We start from the raw sequence: 19,412 nt of genomic DNA on the forward strand, positions 1-19,412 counted from the left end.
GGGGATACCATGCCGATCAACATTCTGATGCCGGCTCTCTCTCCGACCATGGAAGAGGGCAAGCTCGCCAAGTGGCTGAAGGCCGAGGGCGACACTATCAAGGCCGGTGATGTCATCGCCGAAATCGAGACTGACAAGGCAACCATGGAAGTGGAAGCCGTCGACGAGGGCGTGCTGGGCAAGATCCTGATCGCCGAAGGCTCCGAGAACGTGAAGGTGAACACCGCCATCGCCGTTCTGCTGGCCGAAGGCGAAGATGCCTCCGCAGCAACTGCTGCACCCGCACCGGCGCCCGCCGCTGCCCCGGCTCCGGCTGCCGCGCCTGCGCCGGTCGCTGCTGCTGCTCCTGTTCCGGCTGCTCCCGTTACCTCCGGGTCTGCCGACAGCGACGCACCGGCTGGCACCGAGATGGTCACCATGACCGTCCGCGAGGCCCTGCGCGACGCGATGGCCGAGGAAATGCGTGCCGATGACCGCGTCTTCGTCATGGGCGAGGAAGTGGCCGAATACCAGGGTGCCTACAAGATCACGCAGGGCCTGCTGGATGAATTCGGCGCCCGCCGCGTCATCGACACCCCGATCACCGAGCACGGCTTTGCCGGTCTCGGCGTCGGCGCTGCGATGGCTGGCCTGAAGCCGATCGTCGAGTTCATGACGTTCAACTTCGCCATGCAGGCGATCGACCACATCATCAACTCCGCTGCCAAGACGCTTTACATGTCAGGCGGCCAGATGGGTGCTCCGATTGTCTTCCGCGGTCCGAACGGCGCTGCTGCCCGCGTCGGCGCCCAGCACAGCCAGGACTATGCCTCCTGGTATGCCCATATCCCGGGCCTGAAGGTGATCCAGCCGTGGTCGGCCGCCGATGCGAAGGGCCTGCTGAAGGCTGCCATCCGCGACCCGAACCCGGTCGTCTTCCTGGAAAACGAGATCCTCTACGGCCAGTCCTTCGAAGTGCCGAAGGTCGACGATTTTGTCCTGCCGATCGGCAAGGCCAAGATCGAGCGTGCCGGTACGGACGTGACCATCGTTTCCTGGGGCATCGGCATGACCTATGTCATGAAGGCCGTGGACGAACTGGCAGCCCAGGGCATCTCGGCGGAAGTCGTGAACCTGCGCACCATCCGCCCGCTCGACATCGACACGGTACTGGCCTCGGTCCGCAAGACCGGCCGCTGCGTCACCGTCGAGGAAGCCTTCCCGGTCTGCTCCGTTTCGTCGGAAATCGGCTACCAGGTCCAGGAAAAGGCCTTCGATTACCTCGATGCGCCGATCCTGCGCGTCACCGGCAAGGACGTTCCGATGCCTTACGCCGCCAACCTTGAAAAGCTGGCGCTGCCGACGGTCAAGGAAGTCATCGATGCGGTGAAAGCCGTCACCTACAAGGCCTGAGGCGAGGGAGGCACAGATGCCGATCAACATCACCATGCCGGCCCTCTCTCCCACCATGGAAGAGGGCAATCTGGCCAAGTGGCTGGTCAAGGAAGGCGACAAGGTTTCCTCCGGCGACGTGATCGCCGAGATCGAGACCGACAAGGCGACCATGGAAGTGGAAGCCGTCGATGAGGGCACCATCGCCAAGATCCTGGTTCCGGCCGGATCCCAGGGCGTCAAGGTCAACACGGTGATCGCCGTGCTGGCCGCTGACGGCGAGGATGCGTCCAAGGCCTCGGCCGCCCCGGCCGCAGCTCCGGCTGCTGCTCCAGCTCCTGCAGCCCCAGCTGCAGCACCGGTCGCCGCAGCAGCTCCGGCCGCAGCGGCACCTGTAGCAGCGCCTCAGTCCGGTGGGGCACGGGTCTTCGCCTCGCCGCTCGCCCGGCGTCTTGCGGCCCAGAACGGGCTCGACCTCAAGGCCATCGCCGGCTCCGGCCCGCATGGCCGTGTCGTCCAGCGCGACATCGAAGCGGCCCTGAAGTCTGGCACGGGCAAGGCGGCTCCGGCCGCTGCCGCTTCCCCGGCTGCTGCGCCAGCACCGGCTGCTGCCGCCCCGGCGCCAGCCTTGGCCACCGGTCCGTCGAAGGACCAGGTGCTCAAGCTCTTCGCCGAAGGCTCCTACGAGCTCGTGCCGCATGACGGCATGCGCAAGACCATTGCCAAGCGTCTCACCGAGTCCAAGCAGACGATCCCGCACTTCTACGTGTCGGTCGACTGCGAGCTCGACGCGCTCTTGGCCCTGCGCACCCAGCTCAACGATGCAGCGCCGAAGTCCAAGGACGGCAAGCCGGCCTACAAGCTCTCGGTCAACGACATGGTCATCAAGGCTCTGGCGCTGGCCCTGCGCGATGTGCCGGACGCCAATGTCTCCTGGACCGATGACGCCATGGTCAAGCACAAGCACGCCGATGTCGGCGTTGCCGTGTCGATCCCGGGCGGCCTGATCACCCCGATCATCCGCAGCGCCGAGCAGAAGGCCCTGTCCACCATCTCCAACGAGATGAAGGACCTCGGCCAGCGCGCCAAGGACCGCAAGCTGAAGCCGGAAGAGTACCAGGGCGGCACCACCGCCGTGTCCAACATGGGCATGATGGGCGTGAAGAGCTTCTCGGCCGTCGTCAACCCGCCGCATGCGACCATTCTGGCCGTCGGCGCGGGTGAACAGCGTCCCGTCGTCAAGCACGGCGCCCTGGCGGTTGCCACCGTCATGACCGTCACGCTCTCGACCGACCACCGCTGCGTCGACGGCGCCCTCGGCGCAGAACTTCTCGGGGCCTTCCGGGGCTATATCGAGAACCCGATGAGCATGCTGGTCTGATTGCTATGAAGGGTTTGGCTTCACTAATCGAAGCTTTGGCCGGGTTCGCCTGGCCAGCCCTCATTGCGTTTGGTTTTTACTATTTCAGAAATAGTATCCTCCAAATCTCAAAAGCAATATCCGACCAGGTTAGATTGGGTGCCTCTGTAAAATATGGCCAGTTAGAACTTGTCGGAAAGAAAATAGACGATTTTCCACTGATGGATGGCAACTCCATCTATGATTTGGAAGCTGCAGATAAAGAAATATATGATCGACGCGATGCGATTTACAAGCAAAGTAAAAATTTGCTCCTTGTACATCGCTTTAAGAAGACAGAAAAAATTTCTGCAAGTGGTGATGCATATTTTGATATATCTGTCTTTATCGTTCCGCATAAGCGTCACGGTAAGTTGAATGATGTCAAGCACGTAGAATATTACTTCGGCAAGAACTTTGGAAGTGCAGAGTTTCCAATTTATGGAGCCAAGTATGTCGTGAAAAATTCGACGGATGGATTTGCCATAAGAACGCAAGCATATGGACCATCATTGTGCGAGGCCCGTGTCGTGTTTCACGATGGAACAAGCGCAATTCTCTATAGGTACCTCGACTTTGAAGGTTCTGGATACCGATACCAAGAATCGTCAGACAAATAGATAGCTCGCGTATCTTAACGGGCAAACATAGGGAAAACGCCATGGCTGACACCAATTACGATGTCCTCATCATCGGCTCCGGACCCGGCGGTTATGTGACCGCGATCCGTGCGGCCCAGCTGGGCTTCAAGACTGCCATCGTCGAGCGCGAGCATCTCGGCGGCATCTGCCTCAACTGGGGCTGCATCCCGACCAAGGCGCTGCTGCGCTCGGCTGAAATCCTCGATCACGCCAACCACGCCAAGTCCTACGGCCTGACGCTGGAAGGCAAGATGACGGCGGACGTCAAGGACGTGGTCGCCCGCTCGCGCGGCGTCTCGGCCCGTCTCAATGCTGGCGTCGGCTTCCTGATGAAGAAGAACAAGATCGACGTCATCTGGGGTGAGGCCAAGCTCACCAAGCCGGGTGAGGTTGTGGTGGCGAAATCCTCCAAACCTGCGGTCGAGCCGCAGCACCCCGCGCCCAAGGGCGTGAAGGGGGAGGGCACCTACACCGCCAAGCACATCATCGTCGCCACCGGCGCCCGTCCGCGTGCGCTGCCGGGCATCGAGCCGGATGGCAAGCTGATCTGGACCTATTTCGAGGCGATGAAGCCGGACTTCATGCCGAAGTCGCTGGTCGTCATGGGCTCTGGCGCCATCGGCATCGAGTTCGCGTCCTTCTACCGCTCTATGGGCGTGGACGTGACCGTCGTCGAGGTCATGCCGCAGGTGATGCCGGTGGAAGATGCCGAGATTTCGGCGATCGCCCGCAAGGCGCTGGAAAAGCGCGGCCTGAAGATCATGACCGAGGCCAAGGTGGCCAAGGTGGTGAAGGGTGCCAATTCCATCACCGCCCATGTGGAAACCAAGGACGGCAAGGTGACCGAGATCACCGCTGACCGCCTGATCTCGGCTGTCGGCGTGCAGGGCAACATCGAGAACCTCGGCCTTGAGGCCCTCGGCGTGAAGACAGATCGCGGCTGCGTCGTGATCGACGGCTATGGTCGCACCAATGTGCCCGGTCTCTACGCCATCGGCGATGTGGCTGGTCCTCCGATGCTCGCCCACAAGGCCGAGCATGAAGGCGTCATCTGCATCGAGAAGATCGCCGGCCTGCCGAATGTCCATCCGATGGACAAGGGCAAGATCCCGGGCTGCACCTATTGCAACCCGCAGGTCGCCTCCGTTGGTCTGACGGAGGCCAAGGCCAAGGAACTCGGCCGCGACATTCGCGTCGGCCGCTTCTCCTTCGGCGCCAATGGCAAGGCGATTGCGCTGGGTGAGGACAACGGCCTCATCAAGACGATCTTCGACAAGAAGACCGGCGAGCTGATCGGCGCGCACATGGTCGGCACGGAAGTGACCGAGCTGATCCAGGGCTTCGTCGTCGCCATGAACCTGGAGACGACCGAGGAAGACCTGATGCACACGATCTTCCCGCACCCGACGCTTTCTGAGATGATGAAGGAAAGCGTGCTGGACGCCTACGGCCGCGCCCTGAACGCCTGATCCTGATCGCGGGCCGGCCGCAGCCTCGAAAGCTGCGGCCTGTGCCTCACAGCACGCGGAGAGCACGGACGATGGATACCAAGGCAATTGTCATCTGGTGCGTGATCGGTCTCCTGGCCGGCTGGCTGGCCAGTTTCGTCGTCGGTGGCGGCGGCCTGATCCGCTATCTGCTGACCGGCCTGATCGGCGCTTTCGTCGGCGGTTTCCTGGTCAAGACAACGGGCCTGTCGATCAACGTCGGCCATCCGCTCGTCAATGAGGTGCTGGTCGCGGCAATCGGTGCCATTGTCGTCGTCCTGATTGCCCGTATTCTCGCCTGAGTATTGGCCTGAGTGTTGGCCTCAGTATTGGCCTGACCGGAGAAGCAGATGAGTTTCCTTTACTGGATCATTGTCGGCCTGATTGCCGGCGCGGTGGCGCACCGGGTTCTGGACAGCCGCGGTGGCTTCCTTGGCTCGCTCATCGTTGGCCTGATCGGCGCCCTGGTCGGCGGCAAGCTCTCCGAGATCTTCAAGCTCAACATCACCGGCGGGTTCCTGGACCAGCTGGTTGTGGCGACAGTCGGCGCGATCCTGTTCCTGTTTCTCTGGCGCAAGATCCGCGGGCGCTAGGCTGCGATCTGATTGGCAGGGGAGAGGGGCGTGGACGCCAAGGCCGTCAGACTGGAAGACTACCCGAGTGTCGCGCGTGACAAGCTGCGCTACGGCGACACCGATCGTCAGGGCCATGTGAACAACGCGGTCTTCGCGACGTTCCTGGAAACCGGCCGGGTCGAGGCGCTGTTCGGCGCGGCCTCCGGCACGGGTATCGATCTGGCAGACGAGGGGGCCGCCTTCGTCATCGCCCGTCTTGAGCTGGACTTTCTGGCCGAGATCCGCTGGCCCGGCGAGGTTGCCATTGGCACGCGTGTGCTGAAGATCGGCACCAGCTCGATGACGCTCGAACAGGCCGTTTTCCAGAACGAAGTCTGCGCCGCGCGCGCCGTTTCCGTCATCGTGCAGATGGACGAGACGACGCGCAAGTCACGTCCCTTGTCTCCGACTGCCGTTGCGCGGCTCACGCAGCTCATCAGTTCAAACGACAACGCATAGGCCCGCGGCGAAGGCAGCTCTTGACCTTCGCGCAGAACCGCTACATCTGGTGCACATGGTCACGATCCTCGACACCCTGAACCGGCCGCAGCCGGACACCGACGCCCAGAAACCCCGCCATCCGGAAAAGGCGCATCGCCCGGACAATCCGGTCGCGCGCAAGCCGGCGTGGATCCGCGTCAAGGCGCCGACGTCGCCCGTTTACCGGGAGACGCATCAGGTGGTGCGCGAGAACAAGCTTGTCACCGTCTGCGAGGAAGCGGGCTGCCCGAACATCGGCGAATGCTGGTCGAAGAAGCACGCCAGCTTCATGATCCTCGGCGACACCTGCACCCGCGCCTGCGCCTTCTGCAACGTGCGCACCGGCATGCCGACCGCCGTCGACCCGCATGAGCCCGAGGGCATCGCCACGGCCGTCGCCACCATGGGCCTCGAGCATGTGGTCATCACTTCCGTGGACCGGGACGATCTGGACGATGGCGGCGCGAACCATTTCGCTGACGTCATTGCCGCGATCCGCGCCAAGGCGCCGAAGACCACCATCGAGGTTCTGACGCCCGACTTCCTGCGCAAGGAAGGCGCGCTCGAGATCGTCGTTCGTGCCAAGCCGGACGTGTTCAACCACAATCTGGAAACCGTCCCGTCGAAGTATCTAAAGGTGCGCCCCGGTGCGCGCTACTTCCATTCCATCCGCCTGCTGCAGCGGGTGAAGGAACTCGACCCGACCATGTTCACCAAGTCGGGCATCATGGTGGGCCTTGGCGAGGAGCGGAACGAAGTGCTGCAGCTCATGGATGACCTGCGCACCGCCGACGTCGACTTCCTCACCATCGGCCAGTATCTCCAGCCCTCGAAGAAGCACCACCCGGTGCTGTCCTTCGTTACGCCGGAGGAATTCAAGGCCTATGAGAAGATTGCCTATGCGAAGGGCTTCCTCAAGGTTTCCGCAAGCCCGTTGACGCGGTCTTCACATCATGCGGGCGAAGATTTCGCTGATCTGCGTGCGGCGCGCGCCGCAAAGCTCGGTCACTGACGCGGGCCTTGCAAGCGGACTGGAGCTGGACAGGAAACGATGCCGTCCTTTGATACGACCCGGGATGTCGGCCACTCTGCGGACGACATGTTCAATCTCGTGGCTGATGTGGAAAAGTATCCGCAGTTCGTGCCGCTGTGCCAGAATCTGGTGGTGCGCGGACGCAAGGAGCTCGATGCGGCACGGGAAGTGCTGATCGCCGACATGACGGTCGCCTACAAGCTGTTCCGCGAGACCTTCACCAGCAAGGTCACCCTCGACCGGGAAAAGAACGAGATCCTGGTCGAGTATCTCGACGGGCCGTTCCGGCATCTGGAAAACCGCTGGAGCTTTTCGGATCTGGATGGCGCGCGCTGCAAGGTGCAGTTCTTCATCACCTATGACTTCAAGAGCCGCACGCTGGCCTCACTCATGGGCGCCATGTTCGACATGGCCTTCCGCAAGTTTGCCTCGGCCTTCGAGGCGCGTGCCGACGATGTCTATGGCCCGCCGAGGCTTGCCTGAGCTTCGGCGCAGGCCCGGCCTGCATGTGAGGAGCTAGCGCGCCTCGAAGGACTTGCGGATCTCCTGGAAACGGAACTTGCGCTGCACCGGCTCCTTAGCGGCCGCCTTTTCATCCTTGGGCGCAAGATCAAGGTCCTTTAGCGTCACCTGCTGCTGCGGGTTCATGCAGACGGGCGACCAGCCGGTTCCCAGATTGGTCTCGATGGCCAGCGCATAGCCAAGATCTGCTTCCTGTTCTGACCAGGCAACTGTCCTCGGGCGGACCCAATAGACCGTGTCGCAATACATCACCTGGACGAAACCAACCTGCGGACGGCGAAGCAGCTGATGGCTGCCGCGAAAGCGGTTCATCTTGTCACGCGAGATGATGTGAAATTCTTCGGCCGTACGCGCACTGTTTGCCATCGCGGGCGGGGCCGCAAAACCGAGAACACCGAAAAGGATGACAAACCACTTCACGACAGGATCCAATCGATTGGCCGGATTGCGTTCTGCAATCAGGGACGCTCGACGCCATTTTGCGTGACAACCGTTTATTAACGATGAGTATCGGCGCTCAAAATTTAATAAACAGTTACGTAGCCGGGCGCGATGGATCGCGTCCGGTGAAATGGTCTGGATTGTCTGTCGTGTTCAGCGACTGTGGTAGGTGCTGGAACTCTTGCTGTTGCCGGTCTTGCTCTTGAAGCCGTTGCTGATGTGCTGGAAGCGGTTCTCGAGCTTCGGCTGCTCGTAAGAGCCGCCATTTGCAACGATGAAGTCGTCCGCCTGAATTCCGATATCAGCGAGGCGAACCTGCTCCTGTGCGTCCTCGCAAAGCGGGCGCCAGCCTTTGCCGGCATTATATTCCAGCGCAACCTTGCGGCGGTTTTCGGCTTCCATGTGGGTCCAGGCGACAGTGGTCGGGCGCACCCAGTAAGTGCGTCCGCAGTAGGTGGCAGAGACATAGCCCTGGCCGGGCTTGTCCAGCACCTTGTGACTGGCGGAAAATGTTCCGTCAGTTTGCCGCGAGATCAGAAAGAAGTCACCCGGGACAGGCATGTCCCCAGCACTGGCCGAAGCGCCAAGCAGCGCGAGCCAGAGCGACGCAATCATTGCGCGCATATGTACCTCTGCATTTGGCGGAGCAGTTGTTTCAGCTCCACACAAGCTTCGGACATTAGCGGTCAGAGTTTGAAGAGCTCTTCAGAATTTCCGTAAAATTTGAAACAAGCTGGAGCGCGACACGGATCGCATCCGCCCGAATGGCCGCGCGTCCAGCGTCCGCAAACAGATGGGCCTCGGCCTCAGTTGATTGCCCGCGTGCGGCACAGGCGAAATGCACGGTCCCGACGGGCTTTGCCGCCGAGCCACCACCCGGGCCAGCAATTCCCGTGATGGCAACCGCAATATCGGCCCTTGAGCGGGCGAGCGCACCTTCGGCCATGGCGATGGCAACCGGCCGGCTGACCGCCCCATGCTCCGTGATCAGCGCCATCGGAACGCCGAGCATCTCGGCCTTGGCCTCGTTGGAATAGGTAACAAAACCACGGTCCAGCACGGCCGAAGATCCCGGCACTTCGGTCACCAGCCCGGCAACGAGACCGCCGGTGCAGGATTCCGCCGTTGCCAGCTTCAAACCGGCCTCGGCCATGCGCTTCACCAGGTCGGTGGACGCTGCCAGCAGGGGATCAGGATCTGTCATTCAAGGGCTCCTGCTCGCGGGGGATGGATCAGGCCTCGTCCTGCCCGGCAGGCAGACGCACGGTTGCGGTTGCGAGGGCTGCGATGCCCTCCTTGCGTCCGGTAAAGCCCAGACGCTCCGAGGTGGTTGCCTTGACCGAGACCCGGCCAAGGGGCAGGGCGCAGATCTCGGCAATCCTTTCGCGCATCGCATCACGCACAGGCCCGATCTTGGGGGCCTCGCAAACGATGGTCACATCGAGGTGAGCGACCTTGCCGCCCCGCGCCGCCACCAGGTCCAGCGCATGGATCAGGAACTGGTCCGAGGCCGCGCCTTTCCATTTCGGGTCGGAGGGCGGGAAATGGGCTCCGATGTCCCGGTCTGCAATTGCACCCAGGATGGCATCGGTCAGCGCATGCAGCACCACATCGGCATCTGAGTGGCCGGCGAGTTTGCGCTCATGCGGCACGGCGATCCCGCCAAGGATGACCGCATCACCGGCTTCAAAGGCATGCACGTCATAGCCGGTGGCCACACGGATATCGGGGTAGTTGGACCAGTCGGTCATGCGGGGGCGCTCCTGTTCAGCGTTGCCGCGAACCGGTCCACATCCATGCGGGCCCGGTCCAGATCGGCTCTCGTGGTGATCTTGTAAGTCTCGGCGGCGCCTTCCACCAGCCTCACTTTCAGGCCGGCCCATTCGGCAAGCGATGTGTCATCGGTAAAGGCGGTTTCGCCTGCGGCAAGGGCCGCGTGGTGGGCGGAGACAATCTCAGCAAGGCCAAATCCCTGCGGTGTCTGCGCCGCCCACAATCCGCTGCGGTCAACTGTTCCGGTGGCAAAGCCGTCCGGTCCGGCCCGTTTCAGCGTGTCGTGGACGGGGAGGGCGGCAAGCACGGCAAGATCGCCTGCCCGCAGCGCGGCCACCAGTCGCGTCACCACCTCGGCCGGCAAGAATGGCCGCGCCGCATCGTGGATGAGCACGTGGCGAACATCATCGCGACCGGCGGTCATCGCCTCCAGCCCCAGACGTACCGACGCCTGGCGGGTGTCGCCGCCAGTCACAGCCGGTAGCAAGCGCGCAGCCGCATCTGGAGACAGCGCCATGCGGGCCTCATCGTAGAGCGCATGGTCATCCGCATGGATCACCACCTGGACACGGTGAATATCCGGGCACGCACACAGCGCCTCCAGCGTCCAGGTCAGAACCGGCAGGCCTGCGAGCGGCAGGTACTGTTTCGGGGCGCTGTCGTCGGCAAGCTTCAGCCGTGTGCCGCGGCCTGCAGCAACGACGAGCGCATCGACGAGGGGAGGGCTTGTCATGGCGTTCTGTCCAGGAAGAGGGGCAAAGCTGCGGGGTTGCAGTGAACTGCCTGCAGATAAAGGCTTTCACCCGGAGCGCTCAACCGGTTATTTGCCGCACTTCCGCTCTACCGGAAATATGACGCTTGCCGCAGCGCAAAAAATGACTACTCTGTAGGCAGAATGAAACTTGCACACGATATGAGCACGATCAGCGCCTTTTCCCCAGCCGACCCCTTGGTCATCGGATCGCATCGCCTGGCGAATCGGGCGTTTCTTGCGCCGATGTCCGGCGTCTCCGACCTGCCGTTCCGCCGGCTCGCCGCCCGCTTTGGCGCTGGCGTCGTCGTCTCGGAAATGGTCGCCTGCGAGAGCCTTGTCGAAGGCGACGCCGAAACACGGACGCGCGCCGAGGGCGATGGCCTTGACCTGCATGTCGTGCAGCTTGCCGGCCGCGAGGCCCACTGGATGGGCGAGGCGGCCCGCATCGCCGAGGATGCCGGGGCCGACATCATCGACATCAACATGGGCTGCCCGGCCAAGCGCGTGACCACCGGCTATTCCGGCTCGGCGCTGATGCGCGATCTCGACCATGCCCTGACGCTGATCGAGGCAACCGTGCAGGCGGTCAAGGTACCGGTGACTCTGAAGATGCGGCTGGGCTGGGACCGGGATTGCCTGAACGCACCGGATCTTGCCCGCCGGGCCGAGAATGCCGGTGTCCAGCTCGTCACGGTGCACGGCCGCACGCGCAACCAGTTCTACAAGGGCGAGGCCGACTGGAAGGCGATCCGCGCTGTCGTCGAGGCCGTCACCATTCCAGTGATCGCCAACGGCGACTGCGTGTCCATCGCGGCCGCCGGGGACATGCTGGCGCAATCGGGGGCCGCCGGCGTGATGGTCGGGCGCGGTTCTTATGGCCGGCCCTGGCTGCCCGGACAGATCGGTGCCCATCTCAACGGCACGCCTGTGCCATCTGCTCCTGAAGGGGCAGCGCTCGCGGACCTCGCGCTCGAGCATTATGACGCGCTTCTGTCCCTCTACGGACTGGAGCTCGGCCGGCGCATCGCCCGCAAGCATCTGGGCTGGTATCTCGACCAGACCGACAACGTGCCCGGCGCCCTGCGCGCCGAGATGATGACCAGCGACAGTCCGGCCCGGGTGCGGGATCTGGCGCGGTCCTGGTTTTCCTCGCAGCCCTCAAGGAGCGCCGCATGACGACGCCTGCGCCCAGATCCCAGGACGGCCGGACGGCCGCCCTGACCACGGATGGCCCGACCATTCTCGATGCCCTGCCGCATCCGGTGCTGCTGGTGGCCCCGGACGGGGTGATCGAGGCGGCCAACATGGCGGCCGAGATCTTCCTGCGGTCCTCCGTCTCGGTGCTGCGCCGGCATCCGATTGACTATTTCGTGCCCTTCGGCAGCCCGCTGCTCACATTGATCGAGCAGGTGCGCGAGCGCGGCGCGCCCGTGAACGAATACAAGGTGGACATCGGCTCGCCGCGCATTGGTTCCGACCGGGTCGTCGACATTCACGCAGCGCCTGTGTCTGACCGGCCCGGTGCGGTGGTGCTGATGTTCCAGGAACGCACCATGGCGGAGAAGATCGACCGCCAGCTTACCTCGCGCGGCGCGGCGCGCACCGTCACGGGCCTTGCCGCCATGCTGGCGCATGAGATCAAGAACCCGCTCTCCGGCATTCGCGGCGCAGCGCAGCTCCTGGAACAGTCCGCCAGCGAGGACGACAGGGCGCTGACCCGCCTGATCATGGACGAGACCGACCGGATCGTGAAACTCGTCGACCGGATGGAGGTCTTCTCCGATGAACGGCCGATCGAGCGCGAGCCGGTCAACATCCATGTGGTGCTCGACCACGTGAAGCGGCTCGCCGACAGCGGCTTTGCCCGCGGCAAGCGCATCGTCGAGGATTACGACCCCTCGCTGCCCTTCGTCTATGCCAACCGTGACCAGCTGGTGCAGGTGTTCCTGAACCTCGTCAAGAACGCCAGCGAAGCCATCGGCAATGATCCGGACGGCGAGATCCGCATTACCACCGCATTCAGGCCGGGCGTGCGCCTTTCGGTGCCCGGCACCAGCGACAAGGTCAGCCTGCCGCTGGAGTTCTGCGTCAAGGACAACGGCCCCGGCGTGCCGGACGACCTGATGCCGCATATTTTCGAGCCCTTCATCACCACAAAGACCAACGGCTCGGGCCTCGGTCTGGCGCTGGTGGCCAAGATGATCAGCGATCATGGCGGGGTGATCGAATGCGAAAGCGTGCCGCGCCGCACGGTGTTCCGCATCCTCATGCCTGCCTTCATTGAACCCGAAACCCCCTTCATCGACAGGACCGCCTGACCATGCCGACCGGGACCATTCTTGTTGCTGACGACGATGCAGCAATCCGCACGGTGCTGAACCAGGCCCTGTCCCGGGCCGGCTACACGGTGCGCCTTACCTCCAACGCTGCCACCCTGTGGCGCTGGGTCAGTTCGGGCGACGGCGATCTTGTCGTGACGGACGTGGTCATGCCGGACGAGAACATCTTCGACGTGCTGCCGCGCATCAAGAAGCTCCGGCCAGACCTGCCGGTCATCGTCATGAGTGCGCAAAACACCTTCATGACCGCCATCCGAGCGTCGGAGAAGGGGGCTTATGAATATCTTCCCAAGCCCTTCGACCTGAAGGAACTCACCAGCATCATCGCCCGCGCGCTGGAGGAGCCCAAGCAACGCCGTCCGGTCGAGACAGAGGACATGGGCGAGAACATCCCGCTGGTCGGCCGCTCGCCGGCCATGCAGGAGATCTACCGCGTCCTTGCCCGCCTGATGCAGACGGACCTGACCGTCATGATCAACGGCGAGAGCGGCACCGGCAAGGAGCTGGTCGCCCGCGCGCTGCATGACTACGGCAAGCGCCGCAACGGGCCGTTTGTCGCCATCAACATGGCCGCTATCCCGCGCGACCTGATCGAGGCTGAGCTGTTCGGCCACGAGAAGGGCGCTTTCACCGGCGCGCAGGCCCGTTCTTCCGGGCGGTTCGAGCAAGCGGACGGCGGCACGCTGTTCCTCGACGAAATCGGCGACATGCCGATGGAGGCGCAGACCCGGCTCTTGCGCGTGCTGCAGCAGGGCGAATACACCACGGTCGGCGGTCGCACCCCGATCAAGACCGACGTGCGCATCATCGCTGCCACCCATAAGGACCTGCGCCAGGCGATCAACCAGGGCCTGTTCCGCGAAGACCTGTTCTTCCGCCTGAACGTGGTGCCGATCCGCCTTCCGCCGCTGCGCGAGCGCGTTGAGGACATTCCGGATCTGGTGCGCCACTTCTTCGCGCTGGCGGAGAAGGAAGGCCTGCCGGCCAAGCAGATCGATGCGGCCGCGATGAACCTGTTGCGCCGCTACCGCTGGCCGGGCAACGTGCGCGAACTGGAAAACCTCGTTCGCCGGCTCGCTGCGCTCTACCCGCAGGACGTGATCGGCGAAGGGCTGCTCGAGCAGGAACTGTCGACGCCGGTCGTGTCGCAGGCCTCCGAGGAACAGTCCGGCGAGATCAACCTCAGCCAGGCGGTCGAGCGTTATCTCAACGGCTATTTCGCCAATTACGGCGATGCGCTGCCGCCTCCGGGGCTCTACCACCGCATCCTGCGCGAGATCGAGTATCCCTTGATCGGCGCAGCCCTGGCGGCCACGCGCGGCAACCAGATCAAGGCGGCAGAACTCCTCGGCGTCAACCGCAACACGCTGCGCAAGAAGATCCGCGACCTCGACGTCCAGGTGCTTCGCTCAAGCCGCTAAAACGGCATTGCTCCCTGCCTCTGCGATGTTTCACCGCGCAGCGGCGATGGAACGGCGGAAGCGGGCGGCGGCGAGGGTGAACAGCGTCAGGCCGACGATGGTGATCATCACCAGCTTCGGCCAGATGATGGCAGCGCCCGCACCCCGGTAGAGCACCGCCTGTGCCATCGCCACGAACTGGGTCGAGGGCACCAGGCTCATGACCATCTGCAAGGCCTCCGGCTGGCTTTCGAGCGGGGTCTCGCCGCCGGACAGGAGGTTCATCGGCAGCACGATGAGGATGAACAGAAGGCCGAACTGCGGCATGGTTCGAGCCAGCGTGCCAAGCAGGATGCCGAGGGCCGAAGCGAAGAACAGGTAGAGCACGGTTCCGGCAAGAAACAGGGGGATCGAGCCAGCCACCGGCACCTTCAACAGCCCCTCGACGACAATCCAGAGTGAAAAGGCGACGACGGCGACGATCACCAGGCCGTTGGCCCAGACCTTGGCCATCATGATCTCGAAGGGCGTCAGCGGCATCGCTAGGAGGTGTTCCAGCGTGCCATGCTCGCGCTCGCGGATGACCGCCGCACCGGTGAGCACCACAGTCAGCATGGTAACGTTGTTGATGATCTCCATCACCGAGGAAAACCAGGCGCCGGTCAGGTTGGGGTTGAAGGCATAGCGCAGCACCAGGTCGAGCGGCATGTCCTGTGACAGGCCAAGGCTGCCCGCAAAGCGGTTCAGCTCCTGACCCAGCGCATTGGCAATGAAGTTGGCCCCGATCCCGGCCTGCATCATGGCGGTGGCATCGATGTCGAGCTGGAGTGTGGGAATCTTGCCCGCGCGCACATCCGCCTCGAAGCGCGACGGGATCACCAGCACGAACGAGTAGGTTTCGCTGTCGAGCGCCGCGTCGATCTTGCCATAGGAGATCCGCTCCGGCGGCAGGAACTCGGGCGGTCGCAGCGCCTCCACGAGCCGCAGGGACAGCTGAGAGCGGTCCTCGTCCACCACTGCGATGGAGACGTTGTTGAGATCGCTCTTCATGCCCTCGGCGGCCATATAGACGCCGCCGGTAAAGGCCCAGAGGATCAGGATCAACAGCACGGGATCGCGCCACAGCGACAGGATTTCCTTGAGGCCCAGGCGGTAGATGGTGGCAAGACGGCGCATGGCTCAGCGCTCCTGTTTCGGCAGCAGGAGGACGCAGGCAATGAGCAGCAAGGGGGCTGCCGGCAGCAGCGCCAGGAAGCTGCCTGACAGTTCCGCAAAGCCCAGTCCCTTGGTGAAGGTGCCGACCGCGATGGTCATGAAATGCGCCGTCGGATAGATCGCGCCGATGAAGGCTCCGGCTCCTTCAAGCGACGACACCGGCTGCATCATTCCGGAGAATTGCACCGCCGGCAGAACCGTGCCGATGGCCGTGCCAAAGATTGCGGCGACCTGTGTCGAGGTAAAGGTCGAGAACAGGAGGCCGATGGACGTCGTGGCGAGGATGTAGAGCACTGCACCGAGCGTGAGCGCTGCGAGGCTGCCCTTGATCGGTACCCCGAACACGAACACGGCGATCAGCGTCATCAGCACGAAATTGATAAGCGCCACAAGAACATAGGGTGCCTGTTTGCCGATCAGGAACTCAAGGCTGGTCACCGGCGTGACATAGAGATTGGTGATCGAGCCCAGCTCTTTCTCGCGCACCACGCTGACGGCAGTCAGGATGGCCGGGATGAAGACCAGGAGCAGCGCCATGACGGAGGGCGCCATGGCGTTGATGCTCTTGAAATCCTGATTGTAGAGGAACCGGGGTTCGATGGTCGCAACCCCGAGCGGCGGGGCTTCGCCTTGCTGTTGCCGATACTGGTCGACCAGATAGGCCCGGTTCAGCCCCTCGACATAGCCGGCAATCGTCTCGGCCCGGAACGGCATGGCCCCGTCGATGGTGGCAGCAATCTGAGGCGTTTCGCCTCTGAGCAAGGCCTTGCCGAAGCCGGGAGGGATCTCGATGGCGAGCGAGATGTCGCCGGATCTTAGGCGCGGCAGGATCTCCGCCTCGGACCGGATCGGCGCCTGTTCGGCAAAATAGCGAGAGCCGGAAAAGCTCTCGGCATATTGCCGGCTCTCGCGCGTCCGGTCCTGATCCAGAACGGCATAGGTCAGCTCGTTCACATCGGTGGTGATGCCATAGCCGAACACCAGCATCAGCAGCATCGTTCCCATGAGGGCGACCGCCAGCCGGACGGGATCGCGGCGCAATTCCTTGGCCTCGCGCAGCGAATAGGCCATCAGGCGGCGGCGCGACAGAAACGAAAACGGCGCCCGGCGTTTGCGGGCAGGGGCGTTGTCCACTGCGGGCATTGGCGCCGTTGTTGTGTCCTGCGGTGCAGCACCGGCCGGTGGTGCCGCGGATGCCGGTCCCTCCGGGCTTGCCGCCTCAAGGCAGGCGATGAAGGCATCCTCCAGATTGGCAGCACCATGGTCGCGGATCAGGTTCTGTGGCGTGTCGCAGGCCAGGACCTTGCCTGCATGCATCAGCGAAATGCGGTCGCAGCGTTCGCCTTCATTCATGAAATGCGTCGACAGGAAGATCGTCACCTGGTCCTGCCGGGCCAGGGTGATGAGCAGCTGCCAGAATTCATCACGCGCCACCGGATCGACGCCCGACGTTGGCTCGTCAAGGATCAGCACATCCGGGCGGTGCACGATGGCCACCGCCAGCGACAGGCGCTGGCGCACGCCAAGCGGCAGCGCATCGGGCAGCGTGTCCGCATGTTCAGCGAGGCGAAAACGGTCGAGCAATTCACCGATACGGGTCGTCACGTCGGCGGCCGGCATGTGGAAGAGCTGCGCGTGCAGCGTCAGGTTCTGGCGCACGGTCAGCTCGCCATAGAGCGAGAAGGCCTGCGACATGTATCCGACCCGTTTTCGGCTCTCCAGATTGGCCGCGTTGACCTTTTCGCCGAACAGGAAAGCCTCGCCCTCTGTTGGAGGAAGAAGGCCCGTCAGCATCTTCATCGTTGTCGACTTGCCGCAGCCATTCGACCCCAGGAACCCGAAAATCTCGCCCTTGCGGATCTCGAAGCTGACGTGATCGACGGCTGTGAAGGCCCCGAAGCGCTGCACCAGATCCCGGGCAACGATGGCCGGCTTGTCGGCATTGCCGGTGAAGGGCGGCACGATCAGTGCCTCATGCGGCCGGCCGGCGCGCTCCGGCAGGAGGTTGACGAAGGCTTCCTCGAGCGTTGCCCCCTGACCTTGCGCCTTCAGTTCCGCCGCCGTGCCCTCAGCCAGGATCCGTCCGGCATGCATGGCCACCAGATGCTCGAACCCTTCGGCCTCGTCCATATAGGCGGTGGCGACGATCACGGTCATGCCCGGCCGATCCGCGCGGATGGTCTCGATCAGCGTCCAGAACTGGCGGCGTGACAGCGGATCGACGCCGGTGGTCGGCTCGTCCAGGATCAGGAGGTCCGGGTCATGGATCAGGGCGCAGCACAGCCCGAGCTTCTGCTTCATGCCCCCGGAGAGTTTTCCTGCTGGTCGGTCCAGAAAGGAAAACAATCCGGTCGCCCGCGTCAGATCGGCAATCCGGCGTTGCCGCTCGGTCCGGTCCTGTCCAAACAGACGCCCGAAAAACTCCAGGTTTTCGGCCACCGTCAGGTCCATGTAGAGGTTCTTGCCGAGACCTTGAGGCATATAGGCGATGCGCGGCAGCACCTTGCGGCGCGCGCGCGATTGCGACAGGTCGGCCCCAAGCGCCTGGACCTTGCCACCCTGGCATTTGCGCGCACCTGACAGCAATGCCAGCAAGGTCGACTTGCCGACGCCATCGGGTCCGATCAGTCCGATTGTCCGGCCAGCCGGCACATCAAGCGACACGGCATCGAGGGCCAGAACCTTGCCGTAGCGATGGGTGACATCAACCAGCCGGGCGACCGGGAATGAGGCAGGGGTATCCGTGAACGGGGTCATGGCTGCCTCACGGCTGTTGCGGCAAGCGAACCTCTAGCATCGTCGGCCATGGTACGGGCGGCGCCATCATGACATAGGCCTCACCCGGCAGGCCGGTACGGACCTTGTCGATATGCTGGGCGAGCAGGGCTGGATCGATCTTCAGCTTGACGCGGAACATCAGCTTGTCCCGTTCGGACCGCGTCTCCACCTCGCGCGGGGTGAACTGCGCGTCGGCGGCAACGAAGGACACAGAGGCTGGGATGACGAATTCAGGTGCCGCATCCAGCACGATCCGCGCTTCGGCTCCGATCAGAACACGCCCGACGCTGCCGGTCGGCAGGAACACGGTCATGTAGACATCGCCAAGGTTGAGCAGCGTCAGCACCCGCCCGCCGGCCGCGACCACTTCGCCCGGTTCTGCCAGCCGGTACTGAACCCGCCCGGCGATCGGGGCGGTCAGCGTGCTGTCATTGATGAGCGTCGCGATCCGGCCAACTTCCGCAGCCGCGGCAAGAACCGTGTTTTCGGCATTGGCGAGCTGGGCGCGGACGGCGGCGAGTGCCGCGGCGGCGGTTTCCCGCGTCGTCTGGCGCTGATCCACTTCCTGCTGCGAGATATGGCCATTGCCGAGCAGCGTGCGGGCGCGTTCCAGCGCCTGGTCTGCGTATTTGAGTTCGCTTTCGCGCTGGACAATCTGGGCCAGAACCGTGTTCACGGCCTCGCGCGCGGCGGCCTCCTGGGCGAGCGCCCCGCGCCGCATGGCTTCCAGTTCCGACGTGTCGACCCGGGCGAGGACCTGACCGGCCGCAACGAGATCGCCTTCGGCGACCATCACCTCCATCACACGACCACCGGTGCGGGTCGCGATCTGGACGGTTTCCGCCTCGATTCGCCCGTTCGCTGTGGCGATGCCGTCCGGCAACGCGGAACGCCCCTGCCACCACCACCATCCGCCAGCAGCGCCGGCGATCAGAACAAGGGCCACCAGGGCCAGAAACTTTACGCGCGTGGTCATCTTGTGCGCCCCTCAACCTCAAGATTCCCCTCGAGAGTTATGCAGTGCACTCGAGGAACTGGCAATGCAGCTTGGCCTCCGTAGTGCTGCGGACCTGGGGGGCGAACCATCGTCCGTTGGCCGCAATCCTGTCGCAATTTGGCAACAAGGTGTGGTAACCATGTCGCTCTCGACATGCTGATTTGCCGA

The 19,412-nt window shown here is 63.5% G+C and carries 18 protein-coding genes and 1 pseudogene; 12 read left to right on the forward strand and 7 right to left on the reverse strand.

Going from position 1 to position 19,412, the window contains the following annotated elements; all coding sequences use genetic code 11:
• Positions 1-9: 9 nt before the first annotated feature.
• The 9 genes from OVA12_RS15270 to OVA12_RS15310 all read left to right on the forward strand — a co-directional run bounded on the left by OVA12_RS15270 (position 10) and on the right by OVA12_RS15310 (position 7,508).
• Positions 10-1,392, forward strand: a complete 1,383-nt coding sequence (locus OVA12_RS15270) for a pyruvate dehydrogenase complex E1 component subunit beta (protein ID WP_268138798.1) — start codon at positions 10-12, stop codon at positions 1,390-1,392.
• Positions 1,393-1,408: 16 nt separating this feature from the next.
• Entirely contained in the window at positions 1,409-2,752 is a 1,344-nt protein-coding gene (locus OVA12_RS15275) for a pyruvate dehydrogenase complex dihydrolipoamide acetyltransferase (RefSeq protein ID WP_268138800.1), read from the forward strand.
• 5 nt (positions 2,753-2,757) lie between these two features.
• Positions 2,758-3,390 carry a pYEATS domain-containing protein gene (locus OVA12_RS15280; RefSeq protein WP_268138802.1) on the forward strand — a complete coding sequence of 211 codons (633 nt, stop codon included), beginning with the start codon at positions 2,758-2,760 and terminating at the stop codon, positions 3,388-3,390.
• 41 nt (positions 3,391-3,431) lie between these two features.
• Entirely contained in the window at positions 3,432-4,880 is a 1,449-nt protein-coding gene (gene lpdA / locus OVA12_RS15285) for a dihydrolipoyl dehydrogenase (protein ID WP_268138804.1), read from the forward strand.
• A 71-nt stretch (positions 4,881-4,951) separates the two neighbouring features.
• Positions 4,952-5,200 (forward strand): GlsB/YeaQ/YmgE family stress response membrane protein, encoded by a 249-nt coding sequence (locus OVA12_RS15290; RefSeq protein ID WP_268138806.1) that lies wholly within the window; start codon positions 4,952-4,954, stop codon positions 5,198-5,200.
• Between the two features lie 48 nt (positions 5,201-5,248).
• Positions 5,249-5,491, forward strand: coding sequence for a GlsB/YeaQ/YmgE family stress response membrane protein (locus tag OVA12_RS15295; protein WP_268138808.1), 243 nt, complete (start codon positions 5,249-5,251; stop codon positions 5,489-5,491).
• Between the two features lie 30 nt (positions 5,492-5,521).
• Positions 5,522-5,971, forward strand: coding sequence for an acyl-CoA thioesterase (locus OVA12_RS15300; RefSeq protein ID WP_268138810.1), 450 nt, complete (start codon positions 5,522-5,524; stop codon positions 5,969-5,971).
• 55 nt (positions 5,972-6,026) lie between these two features.
• Positions 6,027-7,004, forward strand: coding sequence for a lipoyl synthase (gene lipA / locus OVA12_RS15305; RefSeq protein ID WP_106754141.1), 978 nt, complete (start codon positions 6,027-6,029; stop codon positions 7,002-7,004).
• A 39-nt stretch (positions 7,005-7,043) separates the two neighbouring features.
• Positions 7,044-7,508: a type II toxin-antitoxin system RatA family toxin gene (locus OVA12_RS15310; protein WP_268138812.1), complete on the forward strand. Its 465-nt coding sequence runs from the start codon at positions 7,044-7,046 to the stop codon at positions 7,506-7,508.
• Positions 7,509-7,541: 33 nt separating this feature from the next.
• Here OVA12_RS15310 and OVA12_RS15315 read toward each other — a convergent pair whose 3' ends face one another.
• The 4 genes and pseudogenes from OVA12_RS15315 to OVA12_RS15330 all read right to left on the reverse strand — a co-directional run bounded on the left by OVA12_RS15315 (position 7,542) and on the right by OVA12_RS15330 (position 10,494).
• Positions 7,542-7,967, reverse strand: a complete 426-nt coding sequence (locus OVA12_RS15315; protein ID WP_268138814.1) for a hypothetical protein — start codon at positions 7,965-7,967, stop codon at positions 7,542-7,544.
• 174 nt (positions 7,968-8,141) lie between these two features.
• Positions 8,142-8,612 carry a hypothetical protein gene (locus OVA12_RS15320; protein WP_268138816.1) on the reverse strand — a complete coding sequence of 157 codons (471 nt, stop codon included), beginning with the start codon at positions 8,610-8,612 and terminating at the stop codon, positions 8,142-8,144.
• A 55-nt stretch (positions 8,613-8,667) separates the two neighbouring features.
• Complete coding sequence (locus OVA12_RS15325) at positions 8,668-9,192, reverse strand: CinA family protein (RefSeq protein WP_268138818.1); 525 nt, start codon at positions 9,190-9,192, stop codon at positions 8,668-8,670.
• A 28-nt stretch (positions 9,193-9,220) separates the two neighbouring features.
• Positions 9,221-10,494, reverse strand: a pseudogene (locus OVA12_RS15330) (bifunctional 2-C-methyl-D-erythritol 4-phosphate cytidylyltransferase/2-C-methyl-D-erythritol 2,4-cyclodiphosphate synthase).
• A 180-nt stretch (positions 10,495-10,674) separates the two neighbouring features.
• On the opposite strand from OVA12_RS15330, the gene dusB reads away from it, so the two are divergent.
• The 3 genes from dusB to ntrC are packed head-to-tail and all read left to right on the forward strand — an operon-like array spanning position 10,675 to position 14,275.
• Positions 10,675-11,691, forward strand: a complete 1,017-nt coding sequence (gene dusB / locus OVA12_RS15335) for a tRNA dihydrouridine synthase DusB (protein ID WP_268138820.1) — start codon at positions 10,675-10,677, stop codon at positions 11,689-11,691.
• Entirely contained in the window at positions 11,688-12,833 is a 1,146-nt protein-coding gene (locus OVA12_RS15340; RefSeq protein ID WP_268138822.1) for a two-component system sensor histidine kinase NtrB, read from the forward strand. The genes dusB and OVA12_RS15340 overlap by 4 nt, the downstream gene beginning before the upstream one ends.
• Before the next feature lie 2 nt (positions 12,834-12,835).
• Entirely contained in the window at positions 12,836-14,275 is a 1,440-nt protein-coding gene (ntrC, locus tag OVA12_RS15345; RefSeq protein ID WP_106754147.1) for a nitrogen regulation protein NR(I), read from the forward strand.
• A gap of 30 nt (positions 14,276-14,305) precedes the next feature.
• Here ntrC and OVA12_RS15350 read toward each other — a convergent pair whose 3' ends face one another.
• Genes OVA12_RS15350 through OVA12_RS15360 form a run of 3 tightly spaced genes read right to left on the reverse strand, consistent with a single transcriptional unit; the run spans position 14,306 to position 19,223 of the window.
• Positions 14,306-15,430 carry an ABC transporter permease gene (locus OVA12_RS15350; protein WP_268138825.1) on the reverse strand — a complete coding sequence of 375 codons (1,125 nt, stop codon included), beginning with the start codon at positions 15,428-15,430 and terminating at the stop codon, positions 14,306-14,308.
• A 3-nt stretch (positions 15,431-15,433) separates the two neighbouring features.
• On the reverse strand, positions 15,434-18,226 hold the full coding sequence (rbbA, locus tag OVA12_RS15355) for a ribosome-associated ATPase/putative transporter RbbA (RefSeq protein WP_268138827.1): 2,793 nt from the start codon (positions 18,224-18,226) through the stop codon (positions 15,434-15,436).
• A gap of 7 nt (positions 18,227-18,233) precedes the next feature.
• Positions 18,234-19,223, reverse strand: a complete 990-nt coding sequence (locus OVA12_RS15360; RefSeq protein WP_268138830.1) for an HlyD family secretion protein — start codon at positions 19,221-19,223, stop codon at positions 18,234-18,236.
• Between the last annotated feature and the right edge of the window lie 189 nt (positions 19,224-19,412).

The organism is Pannonibacter sp. SL95, from assembly GCF_026672425.1.
Classification (GTDB): domain Bacteria; phylum Pseudomonadota; class Alphaproteobacteria; order Rhizobiales; family Stappiaceae; genus Pannonibacter.

Bases quoted from the DNA above. Each gene is read 5' to 3' on its own strand.
- OVA12_RS15270 (WP_268138798.1), top strand. From the start codon at position 10: ATGCCGATCAACATTCTGATGCCGGCTCTCTCTCCGACCATGGAAGAG.
- OVA12_RS15275 (WP_268138800.1), top strand. From the start codon at position 1,409: ATGCCGATCAACATCACCATGCCGGCCCTCTCTCCCACCATGGAAGAG.
- OVA12_RS15280 (WP_268138802.1), top strand. From the start codon at position 2,758: ATGAAGGGTTTGGCTTCACTAATCGAAGCTTTGGCCGGGTTCGCCTGG.
- lpdA (WP_268138804.1), top strand. From the start codon at position 3,432: ATGGCTGACACCAATTACGATGTCCTCATCATCGGCTCCGGACCCGGC.
- OVA12_RS15290 (WP_268138806.1), top strand. From the start codon at position 4,952: ATGGATACCAAGGCAATTGTCATCTGGTGCGTGATCGGTCTCCTGGCC.
- OVA12_RS15295 (WP_268138808.1), top strand. From the start codon at position 5,249: ATGAGTTTCCTTTACTGGATCATTGTCGGCCTGATTGCCGGCGCGGTG.
- lipA (WP_106754141.1), top strand. From the start codon at position 6,027: ATGGTCACGATCCTCGACACCCTGAACCGGCCGCAGCCGGACACCGAC.
- OVA12_RS15310 (WP_268138812.1), top strand. From the start codon at position 7,044: ATGCCGTCCTTTGATACGACCCGGGATGTCGGCCACTCTGCGGACGAC.
- OVA12_RS15320 (WP_268138816.1), bottom strand. From the start codon at position 8,612: ATGCGCGCAATGATTGCGTCGCTCTGGCTCGCGCTGCTTGGCGCTTCG.
- OVA12_RS15325 (WP_268138818.1), bottom strand. From the start codon at position 9,192: ATGACAGATCCTGATCCCCTGCTGGCAGCGTCCACCGACCTGGTGAAG.
- dusB (WP_268138820.1), top strand. From the start codon at position 10,675: ATGAGCACGATCAGCGCCTTTTCCCCAGCCGACCCCTTGGTCATCGGA.
- OVA12_RS15340 (WP_268138822.1), top strand. From the start codon at position 11,688: ATGACGACGCCTGCGCCCAGATCCCAGGACGGCCGGACGGCCGCCCTG.
- ntrC (WP_106754147.1), top strand. From the start codon at position 12,836: ATGCCGACCGGGACCATTCTTGTTGCTGACGACGATGCAGCAATCCGC.
- OVA12_RS15350 (WP_268138825.1), bottom strand. From the start codon at position 15,430: ATGCGCCGTCTTGCCACCATCTACCGCCTGGGCCTCAAGGAAATCCTG.
- rbbA (WP_268138827.1), bottom strand. From the start codon at position 18,226: ATGACCCCGTTCACGGATACCCCTGCCTCATTCCCGGTCGCCCGGCTG.
- OVA12_RS15360 (WP_268138830.1), bottom strand. From the start codon at position 19,223: ATGACCACGCGCGTAAAGTTTCTGGCCCTGGTGGCCCTTGTTCTGATC.